Consider the following 13,177-nt stretch of genomic DNA (forward strand, 5'->3'; position numbering starts at 1 on the left):
GGGCCGATTGGCCCCCTTTTTCTTTGGCTATCCCGCCGAGCCGCGAAGGCTTTCCATCAAAGCCGGAATATCATCCCACACATATGCGATCTGACCGACTGCGGTTCCGCCGAGTGTAAGCGGCTCCGTCGACACAGGCTGACCGCGCAGGCGCTCATAGAAAACCCTGTTTGGGTTGTTCTCCAATGCCAGCGCCAGCAATCCCTTGTGCCCCATATCTCCAAGATCTCCCGCCACCTTAGCAAAGAGAGCCGAACCGATCTTGCGGCGCTGATAGGCAGGCAGAAGATAAAGCGCATAAACTTCAGCCTCGTGCGAGAAGCCCGAATCCCGGCTTGAGCCTCCGCTCGCAAATCCGACGACCTCACCTTTCTCGTCTTCCGCCACGTAATAAATGATGCCGGCATGACCCAGATAACGGCGATGGCGCTGCTCCTGATGGCTATAGGACATGCCCTTGAGGAAATCCTCCGGCAGCAGCCCGGCAAAAGTCGCCCTCCAGGCATCGACCACGACTCGGGCAATACCTGGCAAATCACCTTCAACAGCAGGCCGAATCTCAATCGCCATCAATGGCTCCTCAGCCAGCGGGCTCTATTCGGAATGTCGCGCCAAAATACCGACGCCGCAAGGGGCACAGCCTATTCCGGCACTACTTCCGCCGCGCGCCGGTTGGTGAGGTAAACGCCGATCACAACAATCACCGTGCCGATGATGATCGGCAGCGTCAGTGGCTCACCGAAGGCGATCGCCGCCTCGATGGCGACGGCCGGCGGCATCAGGTAGATCAGCGATGCGGCGCGCGATACCTGCCCGCGGCGGATCAGATACAGCAGCAAGCCGACGGCGCCCATCGACAGGCCGAAGACCGACCAGAGCATCGCGAGAATGGCCTCATGCGTGCCGTCGAAACGCAGGCCTTCGACGATGAAGGCGAGCGGCACGGTGACGATCAAGGCGCCGACATATTGCAATGTCGCGATGGTTCTAAGGTCGCCGGTCTGCAGGTGCTTCTTCTGATAGAGCGTGCCATAGGTCACGGATACCATTCCCAGCAGATTGACGATCAGGGGAATGGCGGATTGCCAGAGATTGGCCGTATCCGTCGCCAGGAGCTTCGGCGAGATCGCGATGGCGATGCCGAGGAAACCAAGTACCAAACCAACCTTCTGGATCGGCCGCAGCCGTTCGCCGACGAGAAACGGCGCGGCCATGGCGGTCATCAGCGGCTGCAGCGCTGCGATGATGCCGGAAATGCCGGCCGGTACGCCCACGGCGATCGCCCACCAAAGGCTGCCCAGATAGATGCCGTGCAGGAAAATGCCGGAATAGATAGCCCGAAACACGCTCGACCAATCGCGCGGCCATCTGGCGCCGGTGATCGAACAGAGCAGCACGAAGGCGAGCGCCGACAGGCTGTAGCGGATCATCAGGAAGGTGAACGGTCCCGCATGCAGCGAGGCATATTTGGCGACGATCCAACCAGTGGACCAGAGGAGGACGAAAATCGCCGGCGCGAGTTTATCGAGGGACATGGAAATCGGACCGATATGTTTGGCGCTTCGGAGCCGGAATCCTGGTCGAACTCAGGGTGTCGCGCGGAGGGGCTGAAGGCTGATAGCCGATGGCGGTTGAGCGGTCAAAATCGATCTGCTGAAAACAGCAATCAATTTTTCTTCACATCCGGCGAACCACCGCCCTGGTTTCAGAAACGCCGGCCACTACCCAGACGTTCAGTCCGCAAAAGAAGCAGATGCTCAAATTTTGATCCGAACATTGCGACAAGACCCGGCAAACAACAGTCATGCTACTCTTAAATGCCTGTAAATCCGGCATTTTTCGATATTACGAAATTCACGATGGCAACTGCGCATAGTTCTTGCATTGTAAAAACCGTTGTATTCAAATGGGTAAAAACACGGGGACCGCACCTTTGGCATTTGATGAAATGATTACTGCGGATGAAAGTCCGCGCGCGCCTTACGAGAAATACTTCGAGTGGTACTCAGGCCAGGACAGGGGCCATCTCATTGCCAAATCCCGCGACGCGGAAACGATCTTCCGAAAAACGGGCATTACCTTCGCGGTCTACGGACATGCAGACTCCTCCGAAAAGCTCATCCCCTTCGACATCATCCCCCGCATCATATCAGGCCGCGAATGGCGCAAGCTCGCCCAGGGCATCGAACAGCGGGTCGTCGCCCTCAACGCCTTCCTCCACGACATCTACCACAAGCAGGAAATCATCCGCGCCGGCCGCATCCCGCGCGAGCTGATCGAGAAGAACGACGCCTTCCTGCCCGAGATGATCGGCTTCCGCCCGCCGGGTGGCGTCTACACCCACATCGTCGGCACCGATATCGTGCGCACCGGCGAAGACCAGTTCTATGTGCTTGAGGACAATGCCCGCACGCCTTCCGGTGTCAGCTACATGCTGGAAAACCGCGAGACGATGATGCAGATGTTCCCCGAACTGTTTCACCAGAACAAGGTGCAGCGCGTCGAAGACTACCCGCTCCTGCTGCGCCAGAGCCTGGCATCCCTCGCCCCTCCCGGCTGCAAGGGCAAGCCGCGTGTCGCCGTCCTCACTCCGGGTATCTACAATTCCGCCTACTACGAGCATTCCTTCCTCGCCGACATGATGGGCGTGGAACTGGTCGAAGGCTCGGATCTGCGCGTCATCGACGGCAAGGTGAAGATGCGCACGACGCGCGGTTATGAGGCGATCGACGTGCTCTATCGCCGCGTCGATGACGATTTCCTCGATCCCCTCACCTTCCGCCCGGATTCCGCGCTCGGTATTCCCGGCATCATGGACGTCTATCGCGCCGGCAATATCACCATCGCCAATGCGCCCGGCACCGGCATTTCCGACGACAAGGCGATCTATTCCTACATGCCCGAGATCGTCGAATTCTATACTGGCCGCAAGCCGATCCTTGAGAACGTGCCGACCTGGCGCTGTTCGGAGCCGGAGAGCCTGCAATATGTGCTCGATAACCTCGCCGATCTCGTCGTCAAGGAAGTGCATGGCTCCGGCGGCTACGGCATGCTCGTGGGACCGACGGCTACGAAGAAGGAGCGCACGGCCTTTGCCGAGAAGCTCAAGAGCAAGCCGAACAATTACATCGCGCAGCCAACCCTTTCGCTGTCGACCGTGCCGATCCTCGTCAACAAGGGTATTGCGCCACGGCATGTCGATTTGCGGCCCTATGTCCTCGTCTCCGACAAGGTGCGGATCATCCCAGGCGGGCTCACCCGCGTGGCGCTGAAGGAAGGCTCGCTGGTGGTCAACTCCAGCCAAGGCGGCGGCACCAAAGACACCTGGGTTCTGGAGGACTGAACGGACATGCTGGGAAGAACCGCGAATGGCCTCTACTGGATGTTCCGTTACATCGAGCGCGCCGAAAACATAGCCCGCCTGGTCGATGCCGGCCAGCGCATGTCGCTGACCCGCAGTGATGCCGCCGATGACGATTGGGACGGCGTCCTGCAAAGCGCCGGTGTGCGCGAAGACTACAACGAAGTGCATGGCAAGCTGACCGGCACCGACGCGATCGATTATCTGATGCGCGACCGCTCCAATCCGTCGAGCGTCATGTCCTGTATCGAATACGGCCGCAACAATGCCCGCATGGTGCGCACGGCGCTGACCCGCGACACCTGGGAAGCGACCAACGAATGCTGGATCGAGCTGAAGACACTGCTCGGCAAGAAGCTGAAGACGGCGGAATTGCCCGAGACGATCGACGTCATCAAACAGCGCGCCGGCCTGATCCGCGGTGCCTTCCACGGCTCGATGCTTCGCAACGAGCTTTATAACTTCGCCCGCATAGGCACATTCATCGAGCGCGCCGACAATACGGCCCGCATCCTCGACGTGAAATATTACGTGCTGCTGCCCTCCGTTTCGCATGTCGGCTCCTCGCTCGACAATGCGCAATGGGAATCGATCCTGCGATCGGTCTCGGCGCACCGGGCTTATAAATGGGCCTACGACCCAGAATATAAGCCGGCGAATATTGCCGACTTCCTGATCCTGAATGGCCAAATGCCGCGCTCCCTTGCCTATTGCTACGACAAGATCGTCAGCAACATAGGCTACCTCAGCGCCGAATATGAAAAACGGCTGCCGGCCCACGATACGGCAGAAGCCATCCGCCAGTCGCTGCAGCGGCTGACGATCAAGCGCATCATGGACCAGGGCCTGCATGAGTTCCTCGAGGATTTCGTTGCCCGCAACAACAAGCTGGGCGCCGAGATCTCCGACGGCTACCGGTTCTACGAATAGGCGGGCGATATCATGAGACTGACGATCAGCCATATCACGGAATATCGCTACGACGAGCCGGCGCAATTCTCCCTGCAGCGGCTCCACCTGACGCCGTTGACCGGCACCGGACAAACGGTGATCGACTGGAAGCTGACGGTCGAGGGCGCCAAGCCCGAGGTGGAGTATGACGACCAGTTCGGCAATCGCACCACGCTCGTTTCCCTCGACGGCCAGCAGGACACGACGAAGATCATCGCGTCAGGCGAAGTTGAAACCCAGGATCTCAACGGCGTCATCGGGCTGCATCAGGGCTTCAGCCCGCTTTGGCTTTTCCTGCGGGACTCGCCGCGCACGAAGGCGGGAAAGCTGACGAAGGAGCTGTTGCGCGGCGTTTCCGGCGACAACGAGCTCGGCAGGATGCATGCGCTGATGACGGCAATCCACGAGACGGTGGAATATAAGCCGGGCACCAGCAACACGGAAACGACGGCGGAACAGGCCCTGGAGGCAAAGAGCGGCGTCTGCCAGGATCACGCCCATATCTTCCTTGCCGGCGCCCGTGCATTGCAGATCCCGGCGCGCTACGTCTCCGGCTATCTGATGATGGAAGGCAAGAACGAGCAGGCCGCCACGCATGCCTGGGCCGAGGCGCATATTCCCGGCCTCGGCTGGGTTGGCTTCGACCCCGCCAACGATGTCTGCCCCGACGCTCGCTACGTCCGCATCGCAACAGGCCTGTGCTATCGCGACGCAGCCCCTGTTTCAGGCATGCGGATCGGCACGCCGGGTGAAACCCTGACGGTCAAGGTATCGGTGGCGAGCCAGGGGCAAAGCCAGAGCCAGAGCTGACAGGCACAATTCATCCCGCCGGCAAAACCTCGACATGGCCTTTCTCGCCATAGTGGATGATTGCCTGATCGGCCGTCAGCAACGGGATACGATGGAAGCGTGCTGTCGCGACAATAATCCGGTCGGTCGGATCGGCATGGAACTCGCCCGGCAGGCGAACACTATCCACCGCGATTTGCGGCTCTATGGGAGCAAGCTGCAAACCGGGTAAAGCGAGTGCCATGGCGAGCCAACGGCCGACATCGTCGCCAAGTGCAATACGCCCCTTCTCGGCCAGCATGGCGACTTCCCAGGGCGTGATCGCCGAGACCAGAATGCGACTGCGCGACGTCGTTTCATCGATAAGCTCACGAGCCCGAGTGCTCAGCCGCGGATCGTCATGCATAGCCCAGATCAGAACATGCGTATCGATGACGATCAATGCGTCGCATCCCATTCTTCAGCATCGACAGCAGGCAGAAACGGATCGTCATATTGGAGAACACTGCCCTTCATCGCGCCGATGATGCTGGGGCGATCCGACTTCTCCGGCGCAGGTGTCAACAGAGCGACGGGCTTTCCGCGCTTCGTAATGATAATGGGCTCTCCGTCATCGCCCATTTGATCGATCAGATGAAGGCATTTTGCCTTGAATTCGGCTGCACCGACAGATTTGACAGACATGGACACTATTCCCGTACAGATGTACATGAAATATGGTCATCTAATACAAAATAGTCAATGCCGCTCCGAAATCCCTGCAATGGAAAAGGGACGGAACTCTCGTCCCGCCCCTTTTCCATTTCCAGAAGATAAGTTTTAGTGGCTGTCGCGGTTGTTCGGGATCTCCGAACCGCGCGGGCCGACGAGGAAGTCGAGGTCTGCGCCGGTATCGGCCTGCATGACCGACTTCACATAGAGACCGCCGTAACCGCCGTTAAGCGGCTTGACCGGGGAAACCCAGGCGGCGCGACGCTTTGCCAGTTCCTCATCCGACACTTCAAGCTGGATCGTGCGGGCGGGAACGTCGACGGCGATGATGTCGCCGTTCTGGACCAGCGCCAGCGGGCCGCCATCGGCAGCTTCCGGAGCCGTGTGCAGGATGACGGTGCCGTAGGCCGTGCCGGACATGCGTGCATCGGAGATGCGGATCATGTCGGTGATACCCTTCTTCAGCACCTTCGGCGGCAGGCCCATGTTGCCGACTTCGGCCATGCCCGGATAACCCTTCGGGCCGCAATATTTCAGCACCATGACGCAGTTCTCGTCGATGTCGAGATCCTCGCGGTTGATGCGGGCGTGGTAATCCTCGATGCTTTCGAAGACGACGGCACGGCCCTTGTGCTGCATCAGATGCGGCGAAGCAGCCGACGGCTTCAGGACAGCGCCCTTCGGCGCGAGATTACCGCGCAGAACGGCGATACCGCCCGACTGCGTCAGCGCCTTCTCGCGGGGCACGATAACGTCGTCATTGTAGTTGACGACATCCTTGACACCGGCCCAGATTGTATCGCCGGTTACGGTGATGGCGTCCTTGTGCAGCAGGCCCATGTCGCCGACCGCCTTGATGACGACGGGCAAACCGCCGGCATAGTAGAACTCTTCCATCAGGTGTTTGCCCGACGGCTGCAGGTTGACGATCGTCGGCACTTCGCGGCCGAGGCGATCCCAATCGTCCAGCGACAGGTCGACGCCGATGCGGCCGGCAAGCGCCAAGAGGTGCAACACAGCGTTGGTGGAGCCGCCGACGGCGCCGTTGACGCGGATCGCGTTTTCGAAGGCTTCCTTGGTCAGAATGTCTGATGGTTTCAGGTCTTCCTTGACCATGTCGACGATGCGACGGCCAGAGAGCTGCGAGATGACACGGCGACGCGCATCGACGGCCGGGATGGCGGCATTGCCGGGCAAGGTCATGCCGAGCGCTTCTGCCATCGACGCCATGGTCGAGGCCGTACCCATGGTCATACAGCTGCCGGCCGAGCGGGCCATGCCCTGCTCCGCATCCATGAATTCATCCAGCGACATCTCACCAGACTTCACCATTTCCGAGAACTGCCAGATCGCCGTGCCGGAACCGACATCCTTGCCGCGCCACTTGCCATTCAGCATCGGGCCGCCGGAAACGAGAATGACCGGGATATCGACGGAAGCCGCGCCCATCAGCAGGCTCGGCGTGGTCTTGTCGCAGCCGCCGAGCAGCACGACGCCATCGACCGGATTGCCGCGGATCGCTTCTTCGACGTCCATGGCCGCCAGGTTGCGGAACATCATCGCCGTCGGGCGCAATGTGCTTTCGCCGACGGAGAAGACCGGGAATTCGACGGGGAAACCGCCGGCTTCGTAAACGCCGCGCTTCACGCGCTCTGCCAGATCGCGCAGATGCGCGTTGCAGGGCGTCAGCTCCGACCAGGTGTTACAGATACCGATGATCGGACGGCCGTCGAACGTATCAGCCGGCAGGCCCTGGTTCTTCATCCAGGAGCGATGCATGATCGCATTCTTGCCGGTGCCGCCGAACCAGTCGTAGGAACGCAGTCTGCGCGGCCATTCAGCTTTCTTTTTCATTGTCTCAATACCTTTTGCGCCACCCGGGCCGCCTCGTTCGCGCCCGGGCCTTGAAATCGATGGTCAGGCCAGCGTGTAAGCGGTCTTGACGGTGGTGAAGAATTCGGCGGCATACTTGCCCTGTTCGCGCGGACCGAAGGACGAGCCCTTGCGGCCGCCGAAGGGCACATGGAAATCGACGCCCGCCGTTGGCAGGTTGACCATCACCATACCCGCTTCCGCATTGCGCTTGAAATGCGTCGCATGCTTGAGGCTCGTCGTGGCAATGCCGGAAGACAAGCCGAACGGCGTATCGTTGGCGACGGCCAGGGCTTCGTCGTAATCCCTAACGCGAATGACGGATGCGACCGGCCCGAAGATCTCTTCGCGGCTGATGCGCATCTGGTTCGTCGCCTCGGTGAACAGCGTCGGCTGCAGGTAGAAGCCGGGGGTGTCGCGGCTGACGAGCTCGCCGCCGAAGGCGAGCTTGGCGCCCTCCTGCTTGCCGATCTCGATATAGTCCGTATCCGTCTTCAGCTGCTTGGCATCGACGACCGGGCCGATATGCGTGCCAGCCTTCATGGCGTTATCGACGTTGAGCGTCTTCAGCTTCTCCGTCAGTGCCGCCACGAACCGGTCGTGAATGCCTTCGGTGACGATGAGGCGCGACGAGGCCGTGCAGCGCTGGCCGGTCGAGAAGAAGGCTGAATTGGCAGCAGCCTCGACGGCAACCGTCAGGTCGGCATCGTCAAGCACCACCATGGGGTTCTTGCCGCCCATTTCCAGCTGGTACTTGCGGCCATACTCGACGGAGGAGAGCGCGACGCGCTTGCCGGTACCGACGGAGCCGGTGAAGGTGATACCCGAGAGAACCGGGCTGTCGAGCATCGCCTGACCGACGACCGAACCCTTGCCCATGACGAGGTTCAAGACACCCTTGGGCAGGCCGGCGCGGTTGAGGATGTCGACGATCGCCCAGGAGCAGCCGGGCACGAGATCCGCCGGCTTGAAGACGACGGTGTTGCCGTAGCAAAGCGCAGGCGCGATCTTCCAGGCGGGAATGGCGATCGGGAAGTTCCAGGGGGTGATGACCCCGATGACGCCGAGCGGCTCACGGGTGATCTCGACACCGATGTTCGGGCGCACGGAGGGCAATACCTCACCCGCCAGGCGCAGCGCCTCACCAGAAAAGAACTCGAAGATCTGCGCGGCACGGATCGTCTCGCCGATCGCCTCGGGAAGCGTCTTTCCTTCTTCGCGGGCGAGCAGCGCGCCGAGTTCGTCCTTGCGGGCGAGGATCTCTTCGCCGGCCTTCTTCAGGATCGTGTGGCGCTCGAGAATGCCGGAGCGCGACCAGGCCGGAAAGGCAGCCTTGGCAGCAGCGATCGCGTCCGTGACATCCTGCGCACTTGCGCTCGCATAGAGGCCGACGACCTCGTTCGTATCTGACGGGTTGATGTTCTCGCTACCGTTCGTCCCCGTCCACTCGCCGGCGATCAAGTTCTGATGAATGCTCATGGCGTCATGCCTTCCTGGATCGTATTGAAAGTACCCGGCCGATCCCTTGCGGCCGGGCTCGACAAATTAGAGCTGACGAACAGCCACTTCTTCCTCGGCATCGACTGCCAGCGGATTGCGCAGCGGCAGGCCGAATTCGCCAACCTCAATTTCAAAGACGTCGCCGACTTCCGGCTTGATGCCTTCGGCAAAGGAGAGCGTCGCCGTGCCGAACATGTGCACATGCACATCGCCGGGAACGCGGAAGATGCCGTACTTGAAGTGGTGATATTCGAGGTTCGCGAAAGTATGCGACATGTTCGCTTCGCCCGACAGGAACGGCTTTTCGAAGATCACCTTGTCGCCGCGCTTGATGCGGGACGTGCCGCGAATATCCTCAGGCGCTGTGCCGATGCGGATTTCCGGACCGAAGCTCGCCGGACGCAGCTTGGAATGGGCGAGATAAAGATAGTTGATCCGCTCGGTGACGTGATCGGAAAATTCGTTCGACAGCGCAAAGCCGATACGGAACGGCGTGCCATCCTTGGCGATGACGTAGATGCCGGCCATTTCAGGCTCTTCGCCGCCATCGAGCGCGAAGGATGGAGATACGAGTGCTGCCCCCGGAGCCGCAGCGCCATAGCCGTTGCCCTTGTAGAACCACTCGGGCTGCACGCCCTTTTCGCCGGCCTTCGGCTTGCCGCCCTCGATGCCCATCTTGAACATCTTCATGGAGTCGGTCAGCGTCTCTTCGGCCGCTTCCGTCGTCTTCTTGTGCATGGAGTCGCGCGTTGCGGCCGAGCCAAGATGCGTCAGGCCGGTGCCGGTCAGATGCAGGTGCGCGGCGTCCGGATGCGTGATCGGTGGCAGGAAACGGCCTTCGGAATAGGCCTTCTCAAGATCGATCGCCTCGCCGAGACCATGTGCCTCGATGACCGATGCCAGCGACTTGCCGCTGTCGGCAGCTTCCATCGCAAGCTTGTAGACGCTGCCGCCATTGACGACGGCCTTGGCAGCTTCACCGGGACCGTTGCGCACGGCAACGACGATCTCGCCGTTCGAACCCTTGATCTGCGAGATGAGCATGTCTTTCATCCTTTCCTATCAGACAGAGAACGGATGCAGTTTACCGTTCCGGCTCTCAGCGAGAGCCGGACTCTGTCATGGATTTGGTTTTAAAAGCCTCGGTTGATCGCTCGAGCGATCAACCCTTGTTCTTGTTGTAGACGTCGATGAACACGGCAGCGAGCAGGACCGCACCCTTGATCATCTTCTGGGAGTCCGTCTGGTAGCCGAGGATCGACATACCCTGGTTCAAGACACCCATGATCAAGGCACCGATGACAGCGCCCGTCACCTTGCCGACGCCGCCCGAAGCCGAAGCGCCACCGATGAAGCAGGCCGCGATGACGTCGAGCTCGAGACCGTCGCCGCCCTTGGCGGTTGCCGAGTTCAGGCGCGTGGCGATGATGATGCCGGCGATGCTGGCAAGGATGCCCATGTTGATGAAGGTGTAGAAGGTAAGCCGGCGGGTATCGATACCCGAGAGCTTCGTCGCCTTTTCATTGCCGCCCATGGCATAGATGCGGCGGCCGATCGTCGTGCGCTGCGTGGCAAAACCGTAAAGGGCGATCAGCAGCAGCATGAGAACCAGAACGTTCGGCAGTCCTCGATAGGAGGAAATCTGGTAGCCGATGAAGATGGTTGCGGCGGCGATGACCAGATTCTGACCGATAAAGAAGCCGAAGGGCTCGACATCGATGCCATGCTTCTCATTCACGCTGCGACCGCGCCACGCGAGAAGGAACATCACGATCGGGATGGCAATGGTCAGGAAGATCGACGTCGAATGGATGCCGCCCATGTCCATGAAATCGGGAATGAAGCCGGTTGCGACGATCTGGAAGGCGGGCGGGAACGGACCGATGCTGCTGCCGTTGCCGGTCGTATTGATGATGGCATAGGTCAAACCACGGAAAACCAGCATGCCCGACAACGTCACGATGAACGACGGGATGCGGTGATAGGCGATGAAATATCCATGCCAGGCGCCGACCGCGGCCCCCATCAGAAGACAAATGACCGTCGCGAGCGCAAGATTCATATGCATCTGTACGACCAGCACGCCCGCGACCGCGCCGACGAAACCGACGACGGAGCCGACGGACAGATCGATATGGCCGGCCACAATGACCAGCAACATGCCGAGCGCCATGATGACGATGAACGAGTTCTGCAGCACGATGTTGGTCAGGTTCTGCGGCCTGAACAGAACGCCGTTAGTGAGATACTGGAACAGCAGCATGATGACGACGAGCGCGATCAACATGCCGTATTCGCGAATATTGTTGCGGATATGGTCGCCGATGGAAACGACGTGGCTGCTTTCCGTGGCTGGGTTGGCCGAGCTCATTGATGCTTCTCCCCTGAGCGCATGATAGCGCGCATGATACTCTCCTGGCTCGCCTCTGCCTTTGGCAATTCGGCGACGATGCGACCTTCGTTCATCACATAGATGCGATCGCAAGTGCCGAGAAGCTCGGGCATTTCCGATGAGATCATCAGAACACCCTTTCCGTCGGCGGCAAGCTGGTTGATGATGGAATAGATTTCGTATTTGGCACCGACGTCGATACCGCGCGTCGGCTCGTCGAGGATCAGGACCTCCGGGTCGGAGAACAACCACTTCGACAGAACCACCTTCTGCTGGTTGCCGCCGGACAGGTTGCCCGCCTCCTGGAAGACGCCTGCCGAGCGGATACGCAGCTTGGCGCGATAGTTGGTCGCCACCTGCAGCTCGCGCACGTCATCGATGACCGTCGCCCTGGAAACACCGAGCAGGTTGGCGAGCGTCGTATTGTGCAGGATGCTGTTCGAAAGAACGAGACCGAGCTGCTTGCGGTCTTCGGTAACATAGGCAAGACCCGCGTCGATCGCCCGGCGCACCGTGGTGGTGTCGACAAGCTTGCCATCGACGAAGACTTCACCGCTGATCTTGTGGCCGTAGGACTTGCCGAAAACGCTCATGGCGAATTCGGTGCGGCCGGCGCCCATCAGGCCGGCGATGCCGACGACTTCGCCCTTGCGGACATTGACGTTGATATCGTGCAGAACCTGACGGTCGCGATGCTGCTGGTGGAACGCGTTCCAGTTCTTCACTTCGAAGATCGTCTCGCCGATCGGAACCGAGCGCGGCGGATAACGGTCGGCGAGTTCACGGCCGACCATGTTGCGGATGATGATGTCTTCGCTGATCTCTTCTTCGTGACAGTTCAGCGTCTTCACGGTCATTCCGTCGCGCAGCACGGTGATCTGGTCGGCCACCTTGCGCACTTCGTTGAGCTTGTGCGTGATGATGATCGACGTGATGCCCTGATTGCGGAATTCCATGAGGAGGTTGAGAAGCGCATCGGAATCGCTTTCGTTGAGCGATGCCGTCGGCTCGTCGAGAATGAGCAGCTTGACGCTCTTCGACAGGGCCTTGGCAATCTCGACGAGCTGCTGCTTGCCGACGCCGATGTCTGTCACGAGCGTATTCGGAGATTCCTTGAGGCCTACTTTTGCAAGCAGCCGCTTGGTGCGGGTAAATGTTTCCTGCCAGTTGATCATGCCACTGGCAACGACCTCGTTGCCCAGGAAAATATTCTCGGCGATCGACAGAAGCGGAACGAGCGCCAGCTCCTGATGGATAATAATGATGCCGATATCTTCGGAATCCCTGATCGTCTTGAACTGGCGAACCGCGCCATCGTAATGGATGTCGCCTTCGTAGGTGCCGGCGGGATAGACGCCAGAGAGCACCTTCATCAGAGTCGATTTGCCGGCTCCATTTTCGCCGACCAAGGCATGTATCTCGCCCTGACGAACCTTCAGATTGACATTTTCCAGGGCGTTCACACCGGGGAACGACTTGGTGATGTTCTGCATTTCAAGAATGGTATCGTCCATAGTCCAAATCCAACGCCGCGACTGAACATAGCAGACCGCGCGATCGTCTTAAATATCAAAGCCAGGGCTCGCGCTAAAGCGAGCCCT

Annotated in this window: 12 protein-coding genes; 3 read left to right on the top strand and 9 right to left on the bottom strand. The window is 60.0% G+C overall.

Annotated elements, in window-relative coordinates:
- Positions 1–27: 27 nt before the first annotated feature.
- Positions 28–570 (bottom strand): GNAT family N-acetyltransferase, encoded by a 543-nt coding sequence (locus ABOK31_RS10940; RefSeq protein WP_349956043.1) that lies wholly within the window; start codon positions 568–570, stop codon positions 28–30.
- A gap of 71 nt (positions 571–641) precedes the next feature.
- On the bottom strand, positions 642–1,535 hold the full coding sequence (locus ABOK31_RS10945; RefSeq protein WP_349956044.1) for a DMT family transporter: 894 nt from the start codon (positions 1,533–1,535) through the stop codon (positions 642–644).
- Positions 1,536–1,933: 398 nt separating this feature from the next.
- On the opposite strand from ABOK31_RS10945, the gene ABOK31_RS10950 reads away from it, so the two are divergent.
- Genes ABOK31_RS10950 through ABOK31_RS10960 form a run of 3 tightly spaced genes read left to right on the top strand, consistent with a single transcriptional unit; the run spans position 1,934 to position 5,122 of the window.
- Positions 1,934–3,343, top strand: a complete 1,410-nt coding sequence (locus ABOK31_RS10950) for a circularly permuted type 2 ATP-grasp protein (protein ID WP_349956045.1) — start codon at positions 1,934–1,936, stop codon at positions 3,341–3,343.
- A 6-nt stretch (positions 3,344–3,349) separates the two neighbouring features.
- The gene (locus ABOK31_RS10955) at positions 3,350–4,291 is read left to right on the top strand and encodes an alpha-E domain-containing protein (RefSeq protein ID WP_349956046.1); all 942 of its coding nucleotides are present in this window, start codon (positions 3,350–3,352) and stop codon (positions 4,289–4,291) included.
- 12 nt (positions 4,292–4,303) lie between these two features.
- Positions 4,304–5,122, top strand: a complete 819-nt coding sequence (locus tag ABOK31_RS10960) for a transglutaminase family protein (RefSeq protein ID WP_349956048.1) — start codon at positions 4,304–4,306, stop codon at positions 5,120–5,122.
- A gap of 10 nt (positions 5,123–5,132) precedes the next feature.
- Here the strand turns inward: ABOK31_RS10960 and ABOK31_RS10965 are convergent, their stop codons facing one another.
- From ABOK31_RS10965 to mmsA, 7 genes are all read right to left on the bottom strand, one after another.
- A complete protein-coding gene (locus tag ABOK31_RS10965; RefSeq protein ID WP_174180668.1) occupies positions 5,133–5,543 on the bottom strand; it encodes a type II toxin-antitoxin system VapC family toxin in 411 nt (136 codons plus the stop codon).
- Positions 5,540–5,785, bottom strand: a complete 246-nt coding sequence (locus ABOK31_RS10970) for a type II toxin-antitoxin system prevent-host-death family antitoxin (RefSeq protein ID WP_174180670.1) — start codon at positions 5,783–5,785, stop codon at positions 5,540–5,542. Before ABOK31_RS10970 ends, ABOK31_RS10965 begins: the two co-directional genes overlap by 4 nt.
- A gap of 135 nt (positions 5,786–5,920) precedes the next feature.
- Positions 5,921–7,666, bottom strand: a complete 1,746-nt coding sequence (araD, locus tag ABOK31_RS10975) for an L-arabinonate dehydratase (RefSeq protein WP_174180672.1) — start codon at positions 7,664–7,666, stop codon at positions 5,921–5,923.
- Positions 7,667–7,729: 63 nt separating this feature from the next.
- Positions 7,730–9,163, bottom strand: coding sequence for an aldehyde dehydrogenase family protein (locus tag ABOK31_RS10980; protein ID WP_349956049.1), 1,434 nt, complete (start codon positions 9,161–9,163; stop codon positions 7,730–7,732).
- A gap of 66 nt (positions 9,164–9,229) precedes the next feature.
- Positions 9,230–10,228: an AraD1 family protein gene (gene araD1, locus ABOK31_RS10985; protein ID WP_349956050.1), complete on the bottom strand. Its 999-nt coding sequence runs from the start codon at positions 10,226–10,228 to the stop codon at positions 9,230–9,232.
- A gap of 118 nt (positions 10,229–10,346) precedes the next feature.
- Positions 10,347–11,555: a multiple monosaccharide ABC transporter permease gene (gene mmsB / locus ABOK31_RS10990; RefSeq protein ID WP_092711890.1), complete on the bottom strand. Its 1,209-nt coding sequence runs from the start codon at positions 11,553–11,555 to the stop codon at positions 10,347–10,349.
- Positions 11,552–13,090 carry a multiple monosaccharide ABC transporter ATP-binding protein gene (gene mmsA, locus ABOK31_RS10995; RefSeq protein WP_349956051.1) on the bottom strand — a complete coding sequence of 513 codons (1,539 nt, stop codon included), beginning with the start codon at positions 13,088–13,090 and terminating at the stop codon, positions 11,552–11,554. Before mmsA ends, mmsB begins: the two co-directional genes overlap by 4 nt.
- Between the last annotated feature and the right edge of the window lie 87 nt (positions 13,091–13,177).

The organism is Rhizobium sp. ZPR4 (assembly GCF_040215725.1).
GTDB classification, from domain to species: domain Bacteria; phylum Pseudomonadota; class Alphaproteobacteria; order Rhizobiales; family Rhizobiaceae; genus Rhizobium; species Rhizobium rhizogenes_D.

Coding starts and splice junctions, on each gene's coding strand:
- ABOK31_RS10940 (WP_349956043.1), bottom strand. CDS start 570: ATGGCGATTGAGATTCGGCCTGCTGTTGAAGGTGATTTGCCAGGTATT.
- ABOK31_RS10945 (WP_349956044.1), bottom strand. CDS start 1,535: ATGTCCCTCGATAAACTCGCGCCGGCGATTTTCGTCCTCCTCTGGTCC.
- ABOK31_RS10955 (WP_349956046.1), top strand. CDS start 3,350: ATGCTGGGAAGAACCGCGAATGGCCTCTACTGGATGTTCCGTTACATC.
- ABOK31_RS10960 (WP_349956048.1), top strand. CDS start 4,304: ATGAGACTGACGATCAGCCATATCACGGAATATCGCTACGACGAGCCG.
- ABOK31_RS10970 (WP_174180670.1), bottom strand. CDS start 5,785: ATGTCTGTCAAATCTGTCGGTGCAGCCGAATTCAAGGCAAAATGCCTT.
- araD (WP_174180672.1), bottom strand. CDS start 7,666: ATGAAAAAGAAAGCTGAATGGCCGCGCAGACTGCGTTCCTACGACTGG.
- ABOK31_RS10980 (WP_349956049.1), bottom strand. CDS start 9,163: ATGAGCATTCATCAGAACTTGATCGCCGGCGAGTGGACGGGGACGAAC.
- araD1 (WP_349956050.1), bottom strand. CDS start 10,228: ATGCTCATCTCGCAGATCAAGGGTTCGAACGGCGAGATCGTCGTTGCC.
- mmsB (WP_092711890.1), bottom strand. CDS start 11,555: ATGAGCTCGGCCAACCCAGCCACGGAAAGCAGCCACGTCGTTTCCATC.
- mmsA (WP_349956051.1), bottom strand. CDS start 13,090: ATGGACGATACCATTCTTGAAATGCAGAACATCACCAAGTCGTTCCCC.